This is a genomic window from Pseudomonas sp. S06B 330 (assembly GCF_002845275.2).
Classification (GTDB): Bacteria; Pseudomonadota; Gammaproteobacteria; order Pseudomonadales; family Pseudomonadaceae; genus Aquipseudomonas.
Window position 1 is genome coordinate 3321047 of the sequence record NZ_CP088149.1, and the last position, 21695, is coordinate 3342741.

The window sequence follows — 21695 nt, forward strand, 5'->3', positions numbered from 1 at the left end:
AATGTACAGGGCCGCACGCGTTGTGCGGGCAATCAGGTGGCGCCATGAACTTCATTGTCTGGGTGGCGGTGCTGGGCACGGTGCTGCTGACCCTGGCCCTGACCTCCTCGTACCTGCGCTGGTTGCCGGTGACGACCTCGGCGGTTTGTTTGGTTCTAGGTGTGGCTATAGGCCCGGTTGGCTTGGGTCTGCTGCAACTGAACCTTACGGATGCAGCACCCTGGATGGAGCACCTGACCGAAGTCGCCCTGCTGTTCTCGCTGTTTGTCAGCGGCCTTAAGCTGCGCCTGCGTTTCAGTCGGCGTATGTGGCGCGTGGTGCTGGGTCTGGCCGGGCCGTTGATGCTCCTGAGCATTGCCGGCTTGAGTCTGGTGCTGCACCTGTGGCTACAGTTTTCCTGGGGTTTATCGCTATTGATTGCGGCCATACTCGCCCCCACCGACCCGGTACTGGCCTCGCTGGTGCAAGTCAGTGATGCCACGGATCAGGATGCCCTGCGCTTTGGCCTGTCCGGTGAGGCGGGGCTCAACGATGGTGTGGCTTTCCCCTTTGTATTGCTCGGTCTGCTGTTGATTGCCCAGGCACAACCCGGTGCCAGTGCCCTGTTGCATTGGGCCGGGCATGATTTGCTCTGGGCGGTGCTGGCAGGTCTGGCGCTCGGTTACGCCATGGGTCAAGGCGTCGGCCGCCTGAGCCTGGCGCTGCGCATTCGTAATGATGACAGCACGTTGTCGCCCAACGATTACCTGGCGCTGGCCCTGATTGCCCTGGCCTATGTCGGTGCGGAGCTGATTCAGGCCTACGGCTTTCTTGCCGTGTTTGCCGCTGGGCTCGGCCTGCGCCGCACCGAGATGAGCTCCAGCGAGCATGCCACAGTGCCGGCCGAACACCTGGTACAGCCGCTGATTGGCCATCATCAGCTCGAACCCGACCAGGCGGTACACGGCGACACCCGTCAGCTGCAAGGCAAACAGGTCGCCGCCGGGGTGATGATGGGTGACATGCTCGCCTTCGGCAGCTTGGTCGAACGCTCCCTGGAAGTATTCCTGGTGACCTTGCTCGGTGTCGCCCTCGCCAGTCATTGGGATTGGCGCGCCTTGGGCGTTGGGCTGGTACTGTTCCTGTTGATACGTCCGTTGGGCACCCTGCTGATTCCCTGGGGCACCCTGCTAGACCGACAACAACGCTTGCTGGCCGGCTGGTTCGGCATTCGCGGGATCGGCAGCCTCTATTACGTGTTCTATTGCCTCAACCACGGCTTGAGCCCGACGCTGGCAACCACCTGTATCAATTTGACCTTATCAGTGGTGGCATTGAGCATTGTCCTTCATGGGGTGAGCACCCAACCGCTGCTGGCGCGCTACGAAAGTGCCCCCTGACCTCGCACCGAACATCCCAATTTTTCCTTCACGCCAGCGCTGCAAGCGCGCCCAGATGGCCTATACCCAATAAGCCGAACATCAATGCATCGGGGTCAGGTATGGCTGAGTCGAAAAAAATGGGCCTGATCGGGCTCACCACCTTGGTGACGGTCAATATGATGGGCTCAGGCATCATCATGCTGCCCACCAGCATGGCGCAGTTAGGTGCGGTGTCGTTGCTGTCGTGGGGGGTGACAGCGGTTGGCTCAATGGCCATTGCCTACAGTTTCACCCAGTGCGGCGTGCTCTGTACCCGCCCGGGCGGATTGTCGGCCTATACCGAGGAAGCGCATGCCAAGTCGGGATTCTTTCTTTGCTCGTACCTGTACTTTTTGTCGCTGGCAATTGCCAATGTCGCCGTGGCGATCTCCGCCGTGGGTTACATGACTGCGTTCTTTCCCTGGCTGGGTAGCGGCGCCATGGCGCTGTTCATCGGCACCGCCGGGTTGATCTGGCTGACCATCGTGGCCAACTTCGGCGGGCCGAACATTACCGGCAGGATCGGCGCGATTACGGTGTGGGGAGTCATCATCCCCGTTGCCGGCTTGAGCATAATCGGCTGGTTCTGGTTCGAAAAAGAGGTGTTCGCCCAGGCCTGGAATCCAAACCAATTGCCGATCTGGGAAGCCATCGGTAAAACCATACCCCTGACACTCTGGGCGTTCCTGGGCATGGAGTCGGCCGCCCAGGCGTCCGATGCAGTGGAAAACCCACAACGCAACGTGCCCCTGGCGTGCCTGTTCGGTACCCTCGGCGCGGCGGTGGTCTATGTACTGTCGACCACCGTGATCCAAGGTATCGTACCCAATCTGGAACTGGCCAATGCCTCTGCGCCCTTTGCCTTGGTCTACGCGAAAATGTTCAACCCGGTGATTGGCAACATCATCATGGTACTGGCGGTGATGGCGTGCATCGGCTCTCTGCTGGGCTGGCAGTTCACCCTGGCGCAAACGGCGAAAATGACTGCTGATCAAGGCATGTTTCCGGCACTTTTCTCCAAACTCAGCAGCAGAAATGCGCCAATTATCGGCATGCTGGTGTGCGGTGCGTTGCAAACGGTCATGGCCCTGTCGACCGTCTCGCCCAATGCCAGCGCCCAGTTCGGCAAGCTGGTAAGCCTGGCGGCGGTGACCAACTTGATCCCCTACGTGACCGCCCTCACCGGCCTGTTGGCCATCATGTACAAGGCACGGGTAAGCGCGGCGGTGTATAGCCGCAATACCCTGGTGCTGCTGGTGGCGGTCGGCTATTCGTTGTATGCCCTCTATGCCTGTGGCATGGAGGCGGTGCTCGGTGGGGCTTTGGTGCTGGCCTTCGGGTACCTGCTCTATGGCTTTTTGGCCAAACGTTTCATCATCCAGCAGGCGGCGGTTGAACGCGCCGAACTGCCTTGAACGGGGGTTGGGGTATGAACAACACCCTGCTTGCCTGTGTGTTCGGCCTGCTACCGCTGTTGGCTCACGGCGATACGCTTGAGCGGGTTCGCACCAGCAACACCTTCACCCTGGGTTACCTGCCGGACTTCGCACCGTTCAGCGCGCAACGTGGTGACCAGGCCCAGGGGTACGCCATTGAGGTGTGCCAAAAGATCGCTGAACAGGTAAAAGCGACATTGAACCTGCCGACCCTGCAGGTGCGCTACGTGCCGGTAAAATTGGCGGATGAGATCAGTGCGGTCAGCGGTGGCCAGGTCGATATGCTCTGCACGCCCACGGTAGCCAGTCTTGAGCGGCGCAAGCAGGTAAGTTTTTCGGTGCCGGTGTACACCGCCGGAGTGGCTGCCGTGGTGCGTGAGGACGCGGCGCCGGCCTTGCTCAATGTGCTCAACGGCAAGCAAGCGCACAGCGGGCCGACCTGGCGCGCCACGCTCAATCGTGGGTTGGCCAATCAGACGTTTGCGGTGGTCTCAGGGGGCGTGACCGAACAGTGGGTTCGCCAGCAACTGCGAACGCTGGGGGTGATCGCGACCGTGCTGACGGTCGAAGACAATGCTGCCGGGCTTGCGGCTGTCGCTCAAGGTCGGGCGGATGCGTTCTTCTCTGAGCGTATGTTGCTGAAGAATCTGCTCGCTGGGCCCAAGGGCGATTCATCATTACAGCTGCTAGACCGTATCTATGAGAATGCGCCGGTGTCGATGGTTTTACCCCGCGAGGATGAGGATTTTCGCTTGCTGGTCGACACGGTGATCAGTGCGATGTACCGCTCGGGGGAGATTGAGCAGGCTTACGGCGCTTACCTGGGCGGGACGACTGAGGGAATCAGGCGCCTGTTCAAGTTGTATGCGGTGCCATTGTAGCCGCTGCCGAGGCGCGAGGCTGCGCTCGACTGCCGCGCAGCCGCAATGCGCTCACCTCGTTGGGCCTGGCGAATCGCGGTGGCCAGGTTGCGGCCGTTTCACCCCCGATCGCGGCCCCGCGGCAGCGGCTACTCACTCAAGTCGCCGCTGCTGACGCCCCAACCAAGCCCCGGTGGCCGCCCAGACCAAAGCGATCCCAGCGCCAATCACCATCGCCAACGCCGGATGATCGCCCAACACATCCAGCCCCCGTTTGACCCAGCCACTCAACGCATCCCCACCCCGATAAACCACCGTATCGGTAAAGTTCTTGGCCTTATACTTCTGCTCCGGCAGCACCACCGTATAGAGCATCTCCCGCCCGGGCCGCACCAATGCATACTCCCCTACCCGGCGCACCACCATCACCAGCACAAACACCGCAAACAGCGGCGCCAACGCCAGCCAGAGAAAGCCCAGCACCATCACCAATGGCACCGCCACCAACAGCACACCAACTCCAAGCTTGCGCGCCAGGTGCCCGGTGACAAACACCTGCGTGAGGATCGACAACAACTGCACCAGGCTGTCGATCAAGCCAAACACCTGCGTCTGCTGGGTACGACTGGAAAAATGCGCGGCAACCAAGCGTGCCTGCTCGAAGTACAAAAACGTACTGACACTCGCCAACAGCACCACAAACAATGCAATCCCGAGCAAGTACGGCGAACCAAACACCTCACTGGCACCGGCAAAGGGATTCCCGCCCAGCGGCCTTGAACGTGGCAGTTCGATGTCTGCCGGTAACGGATGACGATCGCGAAAACGCTGCAGGTAACCGGCGGCAACGATACTGCCCAACAGGCAGGCAGTGGCCAGCAGCACCAAGCCAGCGTGACCAACCACCCCGACCAGCAGAGTGCCCAGCAACGGCCCGACCAGGCCACCAAGGCTCGCACCGCCTGCCAGCAAACCAAACAGACGCTTGGCCTGCTCACTCGACAGCACATCGGCCAGCACGCTCCAGGCGAGAGAAATGGTCAGCAGGTTGAACATCGACAACCAGATATAGAAAGCTCGGGCGCTCCACAGGTTGTCGGGCTGCAGCGCAAACACCCCGGCGAACAGCAGCAGATTGCTCGCAAGAAAACCGTAGGTCCAGGCGAGGATATGTCGACGCTGCACCTTGGACGCCAGCCAACCAAACAGCGGCAGCGCGATCAAGGTCACCACGAAGGTGCCGGTAAACAACCACTGCAGGTTTTCCACACCACCCGCTACGCCCATGGTTTCGCGCACTGGGCGCAACATGAAGTAGCCGCAGAACAGCAAGAAAAACAGCGCAAGCCCGGCCACCACCAACGGCCTCTCGCCCTCGCGGACGTTGAACAGACTACTTTCCACCGTGGCCATGGCGTACTCGCTCAGGCGAACTGCGCAACCAGTTGCTTGCTCTGCGCAGCAGTCAACAACGGCCCACTGCCCGCTTTGAGCTGGTCAAGCTGGCGATCGGGGCGACCAGTGGCCGGGATTACGGTGGTCACCGCCGGATGACTGATGGCAAATTTGAGGAACAGCTGGGCCCAGCTACCAATACCCGCCTCCGTCGCCCAACCCGGCAAGGGCTGGTCTTTGACTTTGGCAAACAGCCGGCCGTCGTCAAACGCGCGGTTGATCAAGACTGCCACGCCCTTGTCCTGAGCCAACGGCAGAACGGTTTGGGCGCAACCCGGTGCGTTGACCGAATAGTGAACCTGGATGAAATCGAGTGATTCCTGACGCAGGATCCGCTCCAGTTCGTCAAGGCCACTGTCCATGTAATGCGTCACCCCGACATACCGGGTCAGCCCTTGCGCCTTGAGCTCACGGGCATAGGGCAACTGGCGTTGCCAATCACGCAAGTTGTGCACCTGCAGCAACTCAACCTTGTCGGTGCGCAGGCTGCGCAAGGTGCCCGCCCATTGCGCCTGCGCCTCAGCCTGGCTGTCAGCGGCGATTTTGGTCGCCAGGAAGGTCTGCTTGCGCCAGCCCCCCTCCTCCAGCAATTGGCCAAGTACGGCATCGGCGCCGCCATAGTTGGGCGAGGTATCGATCACCTGGCCGCCACCGGCGAAGAACACCTTGAGCACCTGTTTGAGCTGTTGGAACTGCGCCGTATCGGTATCAACCTCAAAGCTGCCCGAGGTACCCGCGCCTATCACCGCCAGCGCCTCACCGCTGGCGGGAATTTTGCGGCTGAGCATGGCGCTGGCAGGTTGGGCAAACGCATTGCCCGACACACTCATACAACCGAGACCGGCCGCCAAGGTAGCGCTGGCCGCCAGAAAATCGCGACGGGTGGGCATGAGGAGGCTCCTGTGCGAATGACTGCGCAAGAGGAAAAGCTTAGCCGTGTGGGGGTGTTTACGCCCCGGTAATCATTTCTGTATGTGTAAATACCGCCAAGAGCACATTTGTACTCCACTCCTCTCACAGCGCATTGCCCCCCATAGGTGACAGTGCGGCCCTGGTACTGCGGCTGGGCGGTTAACAGCAGACAAAGCACACACGTCACTGACTTCATCTGCGCACTCCGTGCGGGTGGATCAAGCCCGTTAGGTATAGCCCCTGTGATCGCCAGCCTGCCGAACGCGGAAAAATCCGCGAACTTCCTCACACGCCGACTATATTGACCTAGTCCCCCGGCCGCTTGAGTACGCACCATGCTGGAAAGCGAGCAGCTGATCATCTGCGAACATTGCGATTGCGTGTACCACAAGGTTCCCCTCGTCAAACATCAAAAAGCCTTGTGCCTGCGCTGTGGCGCGGTATTGCAGCGCTACAACGGCCTCAACTTGCAACAGCGCCTGGCGCTGAGCGTCACCGCAGGCGTGTTGTGGGTGCTGGCCAATTTTTACCCGGTGATGAGCATCAGCCTGAAGGGTTTCTCCAACAGTGCCACGCTGTGGGATTCGGTGCGGGCCCTGGCCAACGGCCCGATTACCTTTATCGCCCTGGTGGCGGCGATCTCCATCATCATTGCACCGATGTTCCAGCTGTTGCTGCTGCTTTGGGTACTGGGGTTTGCCCTCGCCGGCCAGCGTTCGCCGGGCTTTAAAGTGTGCATGCGTTGGCTGGAAACCTTGCGTCCCTGGAGCATGCTTGAAGTCTGCCTGCTCGGCGCGATGGTCGCGGTGTTCAAACTGGCCGGCCTGCTTGATGTGCTGCCCGGCATTGGCCTGCTGGCACTGGCGGCCTTGAGCCTGTTGATCATTCGCGTGGCCGGGCGTGATATTCGCGAACTGTGGGACACCCTGCCATGAGCCGCCCACCAACAGCCAGCGAACTCAACCTGGTGTTGTGCCATGCCTGTGGCCTGGCCTGCGATGCCAGCCAGGCGGCGCATGAGTGCCCACGCTGTGGCGCGCCCGTGCATGCGCGCAAACCCAACTCGCTGACCCGCACCTGGGCCTACCTGGTTGCAGCGCTGGTGTTCTATATACCCGCCAACTTGCTGCCGGTGATGAACACCAAAATGCTCGGCAGCGGTGATGACAGCACCATCATGAGTGGGGTGATCGAGTTCTGGGCCCACGGGGCCTGGGATATTGCCTTGATCATTTTCATCGCCAGCATCGCTGTACCGGCAACCAAATTCGTTGCCCTGGGCTTGCTGCTGGTCACGTCACAGCGCGGCAGCAGCTGGGCACAGAGGGAACGTTCCAAGCTCTTTCGTTTCGTTGAACTGATCGGTTACTGGTCGATGCTTGACGTTATCGTTGTGGCGTTGGTCGCAGCACTGGTCAAGTTTCAGGCGCTGGGCGACATCGAACCGCGTCCGGGCATTCTGTTTTTCGGCCTGGTGGTGGTATTCACCATGCTCGCTGCCATGAGCTTTGACCCTCGAATGATCTGGGAAAGCCCCGAACCCAAGGAGCAGTTGGATGAAGTCAGCAGCCACTGAAGAACCGCCAGTGCCCGCCCCCAAGACCGTCAAGACCGGACGCTTCAGCGTTTCGCTGGTATGGATCGTTCCGATTATCGCCGTGCTGGTGGGTATTTCCCTGGTGGTGCACGACTGGCTGCAGCAAGGCCCGACCATTCAGATCACCTTCAAGACCGGTGAAGGTTTGACCGCTAACAAGACTGAGGTCAAATACCGCAACGTAGTGATCGGCCAGGTCAGCACCGTGGAGCTGAGCGACGACCAGAAGCATGTCACCGCTACGGTGAAACTGCACAAGCAGGCGGAGAACTTCACCCGTGAGGATTCGACCTTCTGGGTGGTGCGCCCACGCATCGGCGCCGGCGGTGTATCCGGCATCGACACCTTGCTGTCGGGCGACTTCATCGGTGCCGACGCAGGCCAGGCAGATCGCCGTGTAAAAACCTTTACCGGCCTTGAGATGCCGCCGCCGATCACCTACGACGAACCCGGCAAGCGCTTTATGCTGCGCACCAGCGACCTGGGTTCGCTGGGCGTAGGCTCGCCGGTGTATTACCGCAAGATCCCCGTCGGCCAGGTGGTGTCCTATGAGTTGACCAAAGATGGCAAAGCGGTCGATGTCGAAGTGTTCGTGCAATCGCCCAATGACGCCTACGTGACCAACAACACCCGTTTCTGGAATGCCAGTGGCATCGATTTCGAGGCCGGCGCCAATGGCTTCGCCCTGCGCACAGAGTCGTTGTCTGCGCTGCTGGTCGGCGGCATCGCGTTCCGTGCGCCGCCGTTCAACCCTGAGGACCAGGTCGCCAGCGAAAACCAAATGTTCGAATTGTTCGAGAATGAGCAAGTCGCCCTGGCCCCACCTCACGGCAAGGCACAGTACCTGGCCTTGCGTTTCGATGAGTCACTGCGTGGCCTGAAAGTCGATGCGCCGGTAGAGTTCCTGGGCGTGGAAATCGGCAAAGTGGTGTCGGTCAACCTGGATTTCGACGCCGAAAAGCGCACCTTTCCGGTCAACGTCGGCATCGTCATTTACCCGCAACGCCTGGGCCGAGCCCACACCAAGCTGCTCAAAGCGCTCAAACATGACCCGGACGATGAACAGGCTGCCGCCCGCTTGCTCGGCACCTTCGTCGAGAATGGCCTGCGCGCCCAGGCGCGCAGCGGCAACTTGCTGACCGGGCAGCTTTACATTGCCCTGGACTTCGACCCCAAAGCGCCCAAGGTGATCTTCGATCCAACGGCCCGCCCGATCACGATTCCCACCGTCCCAGGCAGCCTGGAGCAACTGCAGGAGAAATTCGAGATCATGGTCGACCGCCTCAACCGCCTGCCGATCGAACGCATCGCCAACAACCTCGATGCCAACCTGGTGGAGCTGCACAAAGGCTTGCAGCAGTTCAACACCCGTACCCTGCCTGGGGTGCAGGGCACCTTGCAGAACGTCAGCAAGACCCTGCAATCCGCCAACGCGACCCTGGCCGACGACTCGCCACAGCGCGAGCAGTTGACCCAGACCCTGGACGAACTGGGACGCATGTCACGCTCCTTGCGTGAACTGGCCGATTACCTGGGACGCAATCCGGAATCCCTGCTGCGAGGCAGGCCTAAGGATGCCCCGGCTGACACCTTGAAACCGTCGCGCAATTGACCGCAGGAGCTTGAGCATGGCGCACGTCAGCAAATTCGCACTACTGGGCCTGAGCTTGCTGCTGGCAGCTTGCCGCAGCGATCCGATCCACTATCACACCCTGCTCCCGCAGCAGCCGGTGCCGGTCAGTAAAGTCGACGTACAGTTGGAGATGATCAGCGTCCCGCCGCAGGTCGACCGGCCACAGATGGTGATTCGCCAGAGCAACAGCAGCCTGGCGATTCTAGAAACCGAATGGTGGGGCGCAAGCCTGGCCGACGAGCTGCAAAATGCCCTCAACAACCAGTTCGCCAGCAATAATTCCCAACCGCGCCTGAACTTGCGTGTGGATGTGCAGCGCTTTGATTCGCTACCCGGCCAATACGCGTTGTTTGACGCCCGCTGGCGCCTGCGTGCCGCCACGGGGACCGACATAAATGCCCTCAACTGCCGCAGCGTGATCCAGACCCCGGCCGGTGCCACCATCGAGGAACTGGTGGTGGCCCATCAACAGAACCTCAAACGCTTCACCGAGCTGGTCAGCCAGGCCGCCAGCAGTGGCGCCAGTCGCTGCCCGTCGCTGCACTGACGCTTTGAGGGGCTGTAGCCGCTGCCGAGGCACGAGGCTGCGATCGACTGCAGCGCAGTCGCAACGCGGGCACCTCGTTGGACCTGACAGCTTACGGTGGTCAGGTGTTGCGGCCGTTTCACGCCCGATCGCAGCCTCACGGCAGCGGCTACGGGGGCCAGTCAGACTGTTGCCCCCGCCACAAAACAGCACGCGATCAATGGAACGGGAAGATGTAGTTCATCCAAGCCGCCATCCGCAAAAGGATCTTGCGCATCATCGCGATATGATGAAAGTGCTGACTATAGAGCGCCGCCTGCCCATAAGCCCCACCGGGCATCTGCGCGCTGTACTTGGCAAACTCCGGATCAGTAATTTCGATAATCACCGGCACCCGCCCCGCGGGGGGCGACCCGGTATAGCCGATCAACGTGCCTGACGGCTGCACCTGACCTTCGGCAATCACCGCAATCACATTCTTCACCCGCCCCTTGAACACCCGACCGGGAATCCCGTCAAAGGCCACCTCAGCCTCATCCCCCGCCGTCAAGCGCAACAGACTGTTCTGACGCATCCAGGCCGCAAAATACTGGCCCTCATCGGGAATAAACACCATCGACGGCCGCAACGGCAGCCGCGTGGCCATCATCCCCCGACGCAACGACACATGGGTGACGTACCCCCGGCTCGGCGCGCGAACAACGGTGTTATCCAGCTCAAACTGCGCATTATCGATCTGCGCCTGCAGATCATCGACCCGCGACAAAGCCGCTTCCTGCTCACGGCGCGTGCCGAAGTTACGCTTGATCAACTCATTGATCCGGTACAGATCACCCTTGGCCGCCAGTTGCTGGGCCTTGAGGGACTTGAGCCGGTACTCGAACGGCGCAGGGTCGATACGAAACAGCACATCGCCCTCTTTCAACGGCTGGTTACCCTGTACCGGCACCTCGATCACCTTACCGGTGACTACCGGAATCACCGGCACCGACACGAAGTACGAACGCGCCACCTCCGAATACGGGTGGTTGTAGTTCATGGTGAAAATCAGTGCGCCGATGATCAGCACGCCACCGAGCACGGCCGTGGGCACTGTCCATTTGTTCAAGGGGATGCGAAAAATCTTGAAGATCGCTACACAGATCGCGGCATAGGTCAGGATCAGTAACAGGTCCATGGCTTAAATCCCCCCGCCCGAATCAATCCGGGAATCGTTGGGCTTGGCCTTTTGCGCCTCAAGCTGCGCCACCCGCTCCTGCAAGGCTTGTACCTCGCGCTGCAATTCGGTTACGGGCGTGTGGCTGCCAATCCCCCAGCCGCGATCCTCGCGGTAGAGCATTGCCCAGATCCACAGGAACGGCCACAGCGCATGCAGGGTGAACAAACTCACCCAGCCGGTGGCATGGATAGCATCCTGGTGCGGATGGTTGCGATGAACAGCAATTTCGTAAGGAATGTCGTGAAGCACGATGATGCCGTAGAACATCACCAGACCGACGAAAATCAACAACCCTAATGCAAAATAATCAAGCATGGTGGCTCCGGCTCGCCCAAGACGTGGGGGGCGATGGAAACAGTCTAGCTAATGAATAGCACCTTACCCTCTGATTGAAATCAACATTTTTTCAAGCCTGTTTTAGGGCGTTGTCCTGGCTACGCGCTTCAAGCAACTGGACGAAACTCGACAGGCTCTGCGACACGGTGCCGCGCCGCCACACCAGCCAGGTGTGCAGGTAACGAAAGTCTTCGCACAGTGGCCAGACGCTGACCGTGGCGCAGCCCGGCATGCTCTGCAACATACTCCGAGGCATCAACGCCAGACCCGCACCGGCGCTTACACAAGCGAGCATGCCGTGGTAGGACTCCATTTCGTAAATCTTGCCCGGCACCGCCGCATCGGTGCTGAACCAGCGTTCGAAATGATGGCGATACGAGCAGTTGGCACGAAAAGCATAGATGTTCTCGCCATTGACATCCTGAGCACGGTTGACCGGCCCATGGTTCAGCGGTGCGATCAGCACCATCTCTTCCTCGAACACCGGCACCCCGTCCAGGGTCGGGTGCAACACGGGCCCATCGACGAAGGCTGCCACCAGGCGCCCGGCCAGCACGCCTTCGATCATCGCCCCGGACGGCCCCGTGGAAAGGTCCAGTTCGACCTTGCTGTACTGCTGGTTATAGGCAGCAAGCAAAGCCGGGATGCGTACCGCTGCGGTGCTTTCCAGTGAGCCCAGGGCAAACGGCCCCTGGGGCTCCTCACCGGCCACCGTCATCCGCGCCTCTTCGACCAGGGCAAGGATGCGCCGGGTGTAGTCCAGGAAGTTCCAGCCCGCTGGCGACAAACGCAAACGGCTCTTTTCGCGGATGAACAATTCGACGCCAAGATCGGTTTCCAGCTGTTTGATCCGCGTGGTCAGGTTCGACGGTACCCGGTGAATGTGTTGAGCGGCGACACTGATGCTGCCGTGCTCGGCCACGGCCTTGAAGATTTCCAGTTGAACCAGGTCCACGTCATTCTCCAATCGTGAATGAAAGACTCATTATTATTCAGTTTCCACAACCTGCACAGCCCTCTACTCTGGCCCCACTCTTCTCTCCTGCAGGCCAGTGCCATGACCGCGTTCTCCAGCCAAACCCATGCCGTGTCGATCAACCCCGCCAACGGCGAAGCTATCGGCCACTACCCTTACCAGTGCGACGCCGACCTTGATGCGGCACTGACCCGAGCTGCGGCCGGCTTCGGCCAATGGCGCCGTACGCCCGTGGCTGAACGTGCCCAACTGATCCTCACCCTGGCCAGCGCGATCCGCGCAAACGCCGCGGACATGGCGCAGATGATTACCCTGGAAATGGGCAAACCGCTGGCTCAGGCCCGTGGCGAAGTGGAGAAATGCGCCCAGCTGTGCGAGTGGTATGCGGCCCAAGGCCCCGCCATGCTCAACGCCGAGTCAACCCTGGTTGAAAACGGCAAGGCGCGCATCGAATACCGTCCGCTGGGCCCAATCCTGGCGGTAATGCCGTGGAACTTCCCGGTCTGGCAGGTCCTGCGTGGCGCGGTGCCAGCGCTGATTGCCGGCAACACCTACGTGCTCAAACACGCACCGAACGTCATGGGCAGCGCCTACCTGATGCGCGATGTGCTCAAGCAAGCCGGTGTACCTGAAGGTGTGTTCGAAGTCATCAACGTCACCGCCGACGGCGTCTCCCAGGCCATCAAGGACCCGCGCATCGCTGCCGTGACCCTGACCGGCAGTGTCCGCGCGGGGATGGCCATTGGTGCTCAAGCCGGTGCTGCCCTGAAAAAATGCGTACTGGAGCTGGGCGGTTCCGACCCCTTCATCGTCCTCAACGACGCCAACCTCGACGAAGCGGTCAGAGCGGCAGTCATTGGCCGTTACGCCAACACCGGCCAGGTCTGCGCCGCAGCCAAGCGCCTGATCGTCGAACAAGGGGTGGTTGAAGCCTTCACCGCGAAGTTCGTCGAAGCTACTCGCCAATTGGTCATGGGTGACCCTTTGTCGGAACAGACCTACCTTGGCCCAATGGCCCGCTTCGACCTGCGCGACGAGCTCGATGAGCAGGTGCAAGCCACCCTCGCGGAAGGCGCTACCCTGCTCCTGGGCGGCCATAAGGTCGAGGGTGCGGGCAACTTCTACGCGCCGACGGTACTGGCCGACGTTACCGACCAGATGACCTCGTTCCGCCAGGAACTGTTTGGCCCGGTGGCCTCGATCATCACCGCCCGTGACGCCCGTCATGCCCTGGAACTGGCCAACGACAGCGAGTTCGGCCTGGCTTCGACGATCTACACCCAGAACCTGGAACTGGCAGCCCAGCTCACCGAAGCGCTGGACACCGGCGGCGTGTTCATCAACGGCTACTGCGCCTCCGATCCCCGTGTGACCTTCGGTGGGGTGAAAAAGAGTGGTTTTGGCCGCGAGCTCTCACACTTCGGTGTCCGCGAGTTCTGCAACGCGCAGACCGTCTGGCTGGACCGTCGCGGCTGAGTGACCACCACTGAGCGGCTGTGGGTGCAGCTTCCGGGGGCGTTGCAGGTAATGGGCTAAACTCAAGCTCGGGGCCTGGCAATGCAACGCGACCGGAGGTGCACCATGAGCCCGTACCAACGCCTGTTCCTGATGGTCGGCGCCGATATGCGCCACACCCCGGCAATGGAGCGTGCCGCCGCCCTGGCCCACGCTACCGGTGCCACCCTGCATATCTGTGCCCTTGTCGAGGAGCTCGACACCCTCGGCCTGATCAGTGGCGATGAACACCTGAACCAGACCCGCGAACAGGACAGCCGCCAATGGCTGGCCGACGAAGCCACCTTGTTCCACGAGAACGGCATCCGCGTCAGTACCGACGTCATCCTCACCCGCGATGTGCTCGGTGCGGCCTTGAACCAGGTCAAGGAAATCGACCCGGACCTGCTGATCAAGGACGTGCAACACGAAGCCGCTTACAAACGCCTGTTGTTCACGCCACTGGATTGGCAACTGCTACGCGAATGCTCGTGCCCGATACACCTGGTAACCGCCGTGCACTGCCCCCTACCACGCGTGGTTGTGGCGGCCGTCGATCCGACCCACCCCGAGCACCCGCACAACGACCTCAACGAAACCGTGATCCAGGCTGCCAGTGAGCTGGCACGCCAGTGCAATGCCGAATTGCATCTGTTGCATGTCTGCGACAGTGCCCACACCCATATGGCCGACTTCGGGGCCGGCACCGTGACGGTCCCGGGCTTTGGCAGTGATGTGCGCAAATCGATTCACAAGGTTTTCGAACAAATGGCGGCGCGTCACGCGGTGCCGGTGGAGCGTCAGCATTTTCTCTCAGCGCCGATCACCCGCAGTATTGCCGACTTCGTTGCCCACAGCCGCACCGACGTGCTGGTGATGGGCAATCATCCACGCAAGCTGCTCGAACGATTGACCGGCAGTACCACTGAACATTTGCTCGATCACACTCTGTGCAATGTGCTGGCGGTCAAGGCCCAGGCTTGAGTCAGTCATATTCGGCTTCGGCGTGCTCGCCCAGTAAACGCCGCTGACGTGGCGTCGCCGCAGCGAGCACGGCCGGATTGAAGTGCCAGTGCAGGTAAGGCGAAAACTTCTGCGCGACCATGCGTCGGCCATAGTGCACCTGCAGCATTGAGCGGCTGCGGTCAGCACTGCGGTTGTCACTGCCGCCATGCCACAGCTCGCTGCGAAACATCAGCGCATCTCCTGCGCGGCAAAGGATGCTCTGCACCTGCTGGCCCTGCCACTGCTGCTCCCTGGGCGCCGGCTTGCGCCCTGCCCGATGGCTACCTGGCAACACGCGGGTTGGGGACAGTTCAGCGTCGATGTCATCCAGATAAAACTGCACGGTGCAGATCTGCATGGGCAACTCAAACGCGGGATCGGCCAACAGCGCTGGCGGCAGCGCCATGACCAGGTAATCCAGGTGCAACGGCATGCCCTGATAACCGGGATGGCTGCGCCAGGCGGTCTGGCCGATGAGGTGACAATCCTCACCCAGCGCCGCCTCGGCCAGCTCGATAACGCCCGGCAGGTCCAGGTAGGTCAGCCACAAAGGGTCGCGATTGAACACACACTTGTACTGCTCCAGTAGGCCGTTGTAATCCCAATGCATCGGCGTCAGTGCGCTGATTGCCGCCTGCAACTGGTCGACCTGGCGCGCCTCAAGCACGCCGGGGAGCAGCAAGTAGCCGTCACGGTGCAAAGCACTCAAGCCCAGGCCAAGCAATGAATGTTCGTCCATGCCAGCACTCCCGTTATCCGCGCAAGCGTCTCTATTATCCTGCGCTTGACCTACACGGACACCTAGCCTGACGCGCGGCGCAGCCAGTCGATAAAGCAGGCGAACAACTCCGATTGCGAGTTAATCTCAAGCTTGAGGTAGAGGTTTTTCCGGTGCATGCGCACCGTCTCGGGAGAAATCCCCAGTTCGCTGGCGGTGGACTTGGCCGAGTGCCCGCGCAAGATCATGTGCGCGACTTCGCGCTCGCGGTCGGTCAGCAGTTGGCAGCCAAAACTGTCAAACGCCGCCTGGATGCTGCTATCCCCGCCCTCCGCGGTGGTTGGAATCAGGCCATGCCGGGCGAATCGCACCAGCAGCTCGCGGACCATCGGTTCAACAGCACGCAACAGGTTCACCTGCTCGGTGCCCAGTCGCGAACCGCTGCAGCCCTGGAACAGGCTCAGGGAGAGCTTGCGCGCTTCACCGACATCGGCAATGAAGTAGCTGTCTTCGCTGCAACCAGTGCCCAGGTAGTAGGCCTTGTAGTAGTCGCTGTCGAAAAAGTGATCCGGAGCGATGTCTTCCAGGTGGTAAAAACCCTCGGCCAGACCGCTTTCCACCGCCAGACAGAAAGGGTCGAGCAGATAGCCCGCGGCGAAGTAGCGGTTCAGGATGGCGTCGCGATGCTGCTCGGGAATGCCCTGCTGATACAACAACTGTGGCGCCTGCCCCTGGCATTCGAGGCTGATCATCATCGACTCGACCGCCACCAACTGGCTGATCGCCGCGGCCAAGTACTCAAGGCCCTCCGCTGTTTCACTATGGGCACAGGCATTCTGCAGCGCGGCATGCCATTGCTGCAGAGCGCCCAGGGACAGGCAGATCGGGGTATCAAGGGAGGTATGGCTCATGCTCCGCAGTCTATCAGCAGGAACATGAGCCGGGGGCAAACGAGGTAGGCGCTTACCGTTAGCCGCCACTGTACAGGCCTTCTTTACGCAGCTCATTGGCGGTCTCGACAATGCACTGGCGCAGGGTTTCAACGATCTCGTCCACCTGGGCATGGGTGATGATCAACGGCGGTGACATCACGTTCAGGTGCATGATCGGACGCACCAGCAACCCCTTGGCCTGGGCGCGCCGGTGGATGCGCTCGCCAATGTTCACCGCGTCGGCGAACAGCGCCTTGCTGCGTTTGTCGGCGACGAATTCGACACAGGCCATCAGTTTCATGCAGCGCACATCGCCAACCAGTGGCAGGTCGCGCAGGCTTTGCAGACGTTGCTCCAGATAGCCACCGACATCCTTGACGTGGTCCAGCAGGTTTTCCCGCTCGATGATCTCGATGTTCTTCAGCGCCGCGGTGCAGCAGACCGGGTGGCCGCTGTAGGTGAAGCCGTGGGTGAAACACCGGCCCTTGCCCGGCTCGGCGATCACCTTCCAGATCCTGTCGGAAAAGATACAGGCGCCCAGCGGCAGGTAGGCCGAGGTCAAGCCCTTGGCGGTGGTGATGATGTCCGGTTGCACGCCAAACAGTTCTTCACTGGCGAAGAAGGTGCCCAGGCGGCCAAACGAGGTCACCACCTCGTCGGCCACGAAGAGAATGTCGTAGGTCTGGCACACCTGCCACATGCGCAGGAAGTAGTCCTTGGGCGGGATGATCACGCCGCCTGAGCCCATGATCGGCTCGGCAAAGAAGGCGGCGACCGTGTCAGCGCCCAGCGAGAGGATCTTATCCTCGAACTCGGCCACCAGAAAATCGAGAAACTCGGCTTCATCCATGTCATCCGGGGCACGATACAGGTTGGGATTGGACACGTGATGGATCAACTCATGGGCGTAATCGAACTCCGGCACGCGGTCGGCGGCCTTGTTGCCAATCGACATGGTCAGGGTGGTGGAGCCGTGATAGGCGTTGTAGCGGGCAATCACATGTTTCTTGTGCGGCTTGCCCCGGCAGTTCTGGTAGTACTGAATCAGGCGATAGGCAGTATCCACTGCAGTCGAGCCGCCAGTGGTGAGGAACACATGGTCCAGATCACCCGGTGCCAGCTTGGCGAGTTTCTCGCACAGCTCGATGGCGACGGTGTTGGCCATGTCCGAGAACGGGTTGGAATACGCCAGCTTGCGCACCTGGTCGGCGATGGCCAGGGCCATTTCTTCGCGGCCAAGGCCAATGTTGGTGCACCACATGCCACCGACCGCATCGAGGAAACGGTTACCCTCGGTGTCACGAATATAAGCGCCCTCCCCGGCAACAATGTTCAACGTGCCCTGTTCCCGGTGCTCGTCAAACATGTGGTAGCCGTGCATGTAGTGGGCCTTGTCGGCTTCCATCAGGGGATCGTGGGCAAATGGGGTTGCGAATGCGTTGTTTGGCGTAGCCATGGTCAGGTCCTTGGCGATGGAAATTGAGAGGTAATTGGCGTTATTCAAAAACCGGTCTTGACCGTATTCCAAACCCGGGTGATAGCGCGCATGTCGCGCGCATCCTGGGTTTTCTGCGCGAACAGGCGCTCACGGGTAAGGTCATCGGGATAGATCGCCGGGTTGGCGCGGATGTCTGCCTGTACCAGTCCGGTGGCTGCCGCGTTGCTGTTGGCGTAGTGGATGTAATTGGTCACCTGGGCCATGGTCTGCGGCTGCAGCAGGAACTCAATGAAGCGGTGAGCATTAGCGCTATGCGGCGCATCCTTGGGCAGGTAAAGGTTATCGAACCAGATCAGCGAGCCTTCCTTGGGGATGAAGAACGCCAGCTGTATGTCTTTGTTCGCCTCCTCGGCGCGGGCCTGGGCAGTGGCGTAGTCGCCGGACCAGGTCAGGGCCATGCACACATCGCCGTTGGGCAGGCTGGTGAGGTAGTTCACCGAGTCGAATTTCTTGATGTAGGGGCGAATGTCCAACAACAGCTTTTCGGCGGCCTTGAGGTCGGCGGGCGCCGCGCTGCGCGGGTCTTTGCCGAGGTATTTGAGGGCCAGCGGGATCACCTCGGTAGGTGCGTCCATCAAGGTCACACCGCAATCGGCGAAGCGCGAGACAATCTTCGGATCGAAGAGCATTGCCAACGAACCGATCGGCGCATCGGGCATACGTGCCTTGATCTTCTCGACGTTGTAGGTCACCCCGGAGCTGCCCCAGGTGTAGGGTGCTGAATACTTGAGGCCGGGGTCGTAGTCTTGCAGGTTCTGCACTACCTGAGGGTCGAGATTGTGCCAGCTGGGCAGTTGCTGCTTGTCCAGCGGCTGGAACACCCCGGCCTTGATCAGCGGTGGCACCAGGGAGGCGTTGAGCATGACCAGGTCATAGCCCGAGCGGCCAGTGAGCAGTTTGGTCTGTACGGTTTCGTAGCCATCAAAGGTGTCGTAGATCACCTTGATGCCGGTGGCTTTTTCAAAATCGGCGAGGGTGGTTTCGCCGATGTAGTCGGTCCAGTTGTACAACCTGAGTGTGTTGCTGGGGTCCACGTCGGCGGCCAGGGTGGCCGTGGCGGTGGACGCCAGCAACAGACTGCACATCACCTTCAGTGCCTTGCGCATAGCAACTCCGTGGTGTGACTGCTCGGGATGAGCCGATGGGGTTACTATCGATGGATTGCGCGAGGGTGACCATAACCCGAATGGGTGTACCCGCCGACGGCTAACTGTAGCCGCTGCCGCCAGGCTGCGATCGGACGTGAAACGGCCGTCATTCAGGCACATCACGGTGACTGGATTACGACTGCTTTGCAGCCGATCGCAGCCTGACGGCAGCGGCTACGATCGGACGGTCACACTAGCGGATACAACGCCTCATCGAACTGCGACAAGCGCGGAAACGGCAGCGGCTGATCGTCCGAGAGGTGCGCCAGACGCTGCTGATAGCTCTGCAGGAAATCCTTGCGCGCCTCATCACTGATATACGGCACATGCCAAGCCACAAAGGGCTCCAGCACCTCAAAACCGACGTACGCCAGGGTGCCACGCAGAATCGGCCGCAGCATGTCTTGCAGTGGGCCATGGATCGCACCTTCGCCAAACATGTGCTCGCGGCCACCAAGGGTGACGGTGACCAGCGCCTTTTTACCCGCCAAACCACCCTGGTCGTAAAAACGTTTGCCGCCGTAGCACACGCCCGACACCAGCACCCGGTCAATCCAGCCTTTGAGCATGGCCGGCACGGAGAACCAGAAAATCGGGAAATTCAGCACTACCAGGTCAGCCCACATCAGCTTATCCAGCTCCTGCTGGATATCCGCGGCGATGGAACCACTCTTGACCCCCAGGCGTTGCTCAAGGGCATAGACCAGGTACTCGGGGTTTTCCCGGGAGCTGAAGTCTTCGGCACTGGCCACCGGGTTCCAGTTCATCGCATACAGGTCGCTGACCTGCACCTGATGGCCCTGGGCGCGGAAGGTTTCCACCGCCTGGTCACGCAGGGCAGCGGTGAAGGATTGCGGTTCGGGGTGAGCATGGACGATCAGTACGTTCATCAAAGCGTTCCTTTAAACAGGTTGCAAGGTAGAAGGCGCGGCGCGTGAGGCCAGCAGCCGATCGAGCCAGTCGGGGTCCATCTCGGGCTCGGATGAGAACAGCAAACCGGTGTAGTCCCGGTACGGCGGGGTGAAAATGGCGTCGCGACTGCCGTGATCGACCACCCGACCACGTTGCATCACCAGTACTTCGTCGGCGATGGCACGCACGGTAGCGACGTCGTGGGTGATAAACAGGTAGGCCACGTCCAGTTGCTGCTGGATGCGGTTGAGCAGTTTCAGCACCCCTTCGGCCACCAGTTGGTCCAGCGCCGAGGTGACTTCGTCACAGATGATCAACTGCGGTTCGGCCGCCAGAGCGCGGGCGATGCAGATCCGCTGCTTTTGCCCGCCAGAGAGTTCGCGAGGTTGGCGCTCCATGTACTGCGCCGGGTCCAGCTCGATCATCTCCAGCAACTCGGCGACCCGCTTGCGCAGGGCCTGGCCCTTGAGGCCGAGGTAGAAGGTCAGCGGTCGTCCGATGATGTCGACGATGCGCTGGCGTGGGTTCAGCGCCGTGTCGGGGATCTGGTAGATCATCTGGATCCGGCGCAACTGCTCCTTGCTGCGCCGGCGAAAATCAGCCGGCAAGGCATTGCCGTCATACAGCACCTGCCCCGCCGTCGGTGGCAGCAGGCCGGTAATCAATCGCGCCGTGGAGCTCTTGCCACTGCCGGACTCGCCGATCACCGCCAAGGTCTGACCACGATGGAGCTTTAGCGAAACGTCATGCAGCACCGGCTGTTGGCCGTAACTGGCACAGGCCTGGCGCACCTCCAGCAACGGTTGTTTCTGCGCCGGGCACGGTTTGGGCTCGGTGCGGAAACTGCGCACCGCCCACAGCGACTTGGTGTAGTCCTGCTGGGGCGCGTCGAGCATGCTGCGGGTGTCGGCCTCCTCCACCAACTTGCCGTGACGCAAGACCATGATGCGGTCGGCCATCTGCGCCACCACCGCCAGATCATGGCTGATGTACAACGCCGCGCTGCCGTAGGTCTTGACCGCGTTGCGAATCGCCGCCAGCACTTCGATCTGGGTGGTGACGTCCAGCGCGGTGGTCGGTTCATCGAAGATGATCAGGTCAGGATGGCAGGCCATCGCCATTGCCGTCATCACCCGTTGCAACTGGCCACCGGAAACCTGGTGCGGATAGCGCTGGCCAATCTGCTCGGGATTGGGCAACTGCAGCACGCGGTACAGGGCGACCGCTTCCGCTTCGGCCTGGGCGCGGTCGATTCCGCCGTTTTTTACTGCCGTTTCGACGTGCTGGTCAATCAGGCGGTGTGCGGGGTTGAACGAGGCGGCGGCACTTTGCGCGACATAGGCGATACGCAGGCCACGCAGTTTGCGTAAGGTGTCGACAGCAGCGCCAACCAGCTCCTGCCCCTCGAAGCGCACTGACCCACCGGTAATCCGGCAACCATCGCGTACATAGCCCATCGAGGCCAGCCCCAGGGTCGACTTGCCTGCCCCCGACTCACCAATCAGCCCCAGTACCTCACCGCGCTGCAAGGTCAGGTCGATACCCTTGATCAACGGATGCCAGGCGTCTTCGTAGTGCCCTTCGATACGCAGGTCACGGATTTCCAGCAGTGGTTTTTCATCGATCACGCCAGTCATC

At 61.0% G+C, this 21695-nt stretch carries 20 protein-coding genes; 9 read left to right on the forward strand and 11 right to left on the reverse strand.

Annotated elements, in window-relative coordinates; genetic code table 11:
• The first annotated feature begins 44 nt into the window (after positions 1-44).
• From CX511_RS14740 to CX511_RS14750, 3 genes are all read left to right on the forward strand, one after another.
• A complete protein-coding gene (locus tag CX511_RS14740) occupies positions 45-1379 on the forward strand; it encodes a cation:proton antiporter (RefSeq protein WP_101292271.1) in 1335 nt (444 codons plus the stop codon).
• Positions 1380-1480: 101 nt separating this feature from the next.
• A complete protein-coding gene (gene potE, locus CX511_RS14745) occupies positions 1481-2815 on the forward strand; it encodes a putrescine-ornithine antiporter (RefSeq protein ID WP_101292270.1) in 1335 nt (444 codons plus the stop codon).
• Positions 2816-2829: 14 nt separating this feature from the next.
• A complete protein-coding gene (locus CX511_RS14750; RefSeq protein WP_101292269.1) occupies positions 2830-3717 on the forward strand; it encodes an amino acid ABC transporter substrate-binding protein in 888 nt (295 codons plus the stop codon).
• Between the two features lie 132 nt (positions 3718-3849).
• On the opposite strand, the gene CX511_RS14755 is transcribed toward CX511_RS14750, so the two are convergent.
• A complete protein-coding gene (locus CX511_RS14755) occupies positions 3850-5109 on the reverse strand; it encodes an NTP/NDP exchange transporter (protein WP_045185971.1) in 1260 nt (419 codons plus the stop codon).
• Positions 5110-5120: 11 nt separating this feature from the next.
• Positions 5121-6041: an aldo/keto reductase gene (locus CX511_RS14760; protein ID WP_045185969.1), complete on the reverse strand. Its 921-nt coding sequence runs from the start codon at positions 6039-6041 to the stop codon at positions 5121-5123.
• Positions 6042-6398: 357 nt separating this feature from the next.
• Here CX511_RS14760 and CX511_RS14765 point away from each other — a divergent pair, with 357 nt between their 5' ends.
• The 4 genes from CX511_RS14765 to CX511_RS14780 are packed head-to-tail and all read left to right on the forward strand — an operon-like array spanning position 6399 to position 9840.
• Positions 6399-6998 (forward strand): paraquat-inducible protein A, encoded by a 600-nt coding sequence (locus CX511_RS14765; RefSeq protein ID WP_045185968.1) that lies wholly within the window; start codon positions 6399-6401, stop codon positions 6996-6998.
• The gene (locus CX511_RS14770; protein WP_045185966.1) at positions 6995-7639 is read left to right on the forward strand and encodes a paraquat-inducible protein A; all 645 of its coding nucleotides are present in this window, start codon (positions 6995-6997) and stop codon (positions 7637-7639) included. Before CX511_RS14765 ends, CX511_RS14770 begins: the two co-directional genes overlap by 4 nt.
• Complete coding sequence (locus CX511_RS14775; RefSeq protein ID WP_045185964.1) at positions 7620-9272, forward strand: PqiB family protein; 1653 nt, start codon at positions 7620-7622, stop codon at positions 9270-9272. Before CX511_RS14770 ends, CX511_RS14775 begins: the two co-directional genes overlap by 20 nt.
• Before the next feature lie 16 nt (positions 9273-9288).
• Positions 9289-9840: a PqiC family protein gene (locus CX511_RS14780; RefSeq protein ID WP_045185962.1), complete on the forward strand. Its 552-nt coding sequence runs from the start codon at positions 9289-9291 to the stop codon at positions 9838-9840.
• 196 nt (positions 9841-10036) lie between these two features.
• Here the strand turns inward: CX511_RS14780 and CX511_RS14785 are convergent, their stop codons facing one another.
• From CX511_RS14785 to ptrR, 3 genes are all read right to left on the reverse strand, one after another.
• Complete coding sequence (locus tag CX511_RS14785) at positions 10037-10996, reverse strand: HlyD family secretion protein (protein WP_045185960.1); 960 nt, start codon at positions 10994-10996, stop codon at positions 10037-10039.
• Positions 10997-10999: 3 nt separating this feature from the next.
• Positions 11000-11353, reverse strand: a complete 354-nt coding sequence (locus tag CX511_RS14790; protein WP_045185958.1) for a DUF3302 domain-containing protein — start codon at positions 11351-11353, stop codon at positions 11000-11002.
• Between the two features lie 91 nt (positions 11354-11444).
• Positions 11445-12329, reverse strand: a complete 885-nt coding sequence (gene ptrR / locus CX511_RS14795) for a putrescine utilization regulator PtrR (protein ID WP_045185957.1) — start codon at positions 12327-12329, stop codon at positions 11445-11447.
• Positions 12330-12431: 102 nt separating this feature from the next.
• Between ptrR and CX511_RS14800 the strand changes: the two genes are divergently transcribed.
• Positions 12432-13826: an aldehyde dehydrogenase family protein gene (locus CX511_RS14800; protein WP_045185955.1), complete on the forward strand. Its 1395-nt coding sequence runs from the start codon at positions 12432-12434 to the stop codon at positions 13824-13826.
• A 105-nt stretch (positions 13827-13931) separates the two neighbouring features.
• On the forward strand, positions 13932-14828 hold the full coding sequence (locus CX511_RS14805) for a universal stress protein (RefSeq protein WP_101292268.1): 897 nt from the start codon (positions 13932-13934) through the stop codon (positions 14826-14828).
• 1 nt (position 14829) lies between these two features.
• Here the strand turns inward: CX511_RS14805 and CX511_RS14810 are convergent, their stop codons facing one another.
• The 6 genes from CX511_RS14810 to CX511_RS14835 form a co-directional block, all read right to left on the reverse strand.
• Complete coding sequence (locus tag CX511_RS14810; RefSeq protein WP_101292267.1) at positions 14830-15588, reverse strand: phytanoyl-CoA dioxygenase family protein; 759 nt, start codon at positions 15586-15588, stop codon at positions 14830-14832.
• A gap of 62 nt (positions 15589-15650) precedes the next feature.
• Positions 15651-16478 (reverse strand): helix-turn-helix transcriptional regulator, encoded by an 828-nt coding sequence (locus CX511_RS14815; protein ID WP_101292266.1) that lies wholly within the window; start codon positions 16476-16478, stop codon positions 15651-15653.
• A 58-nt stretch (positions 16479-16536) separates the two neighbouring features.
• Positions 16537-17955, reverse strand: coding sequence for an aminotransferase (locus CX511_RS14820; RefSeq protein WP_101292292.1), 1419 nt, complete (start codon positions 17953-17955; stop codon positions 16537-16539).
• Between the two features lie 44 nt (positions 17956-17999).
• Entirely contained in the window at positions 18000-19103 is a 1104-nt protein-coding gene (locus CX511_RS14825; RefSeq protein ID WP_101292265.1) for a polyamine ABC transporter substrate-binding protein, read from the reverse strand.
• A gap of 230 nt (positions 19104-19333) precedes the next feature.
• Entirely contained in the window at positions 19334-20035 is a 702-nt protein-coding gene (locus tag CX511_RS14830; protein WP_045185945.1) for an NAD(P)H-dependent oxidoreductase, read from the reverse strand.
• 12 nt (positions 20036-20047) lie between these two features.
• The gene (locus CX511_RS14835; RefSeq protein WP_101292264.1) at positions 20048-21694 is read right to left on the reverse strand and encodes an ABC transporter ATP-binding protein; all 1647 of its coding nucleotides are present in this window, start codon (positions 21692-21694) and stop codon (positions 20048-20050) included.
• Position 21695: the final 1 nt, after the last annotated feature.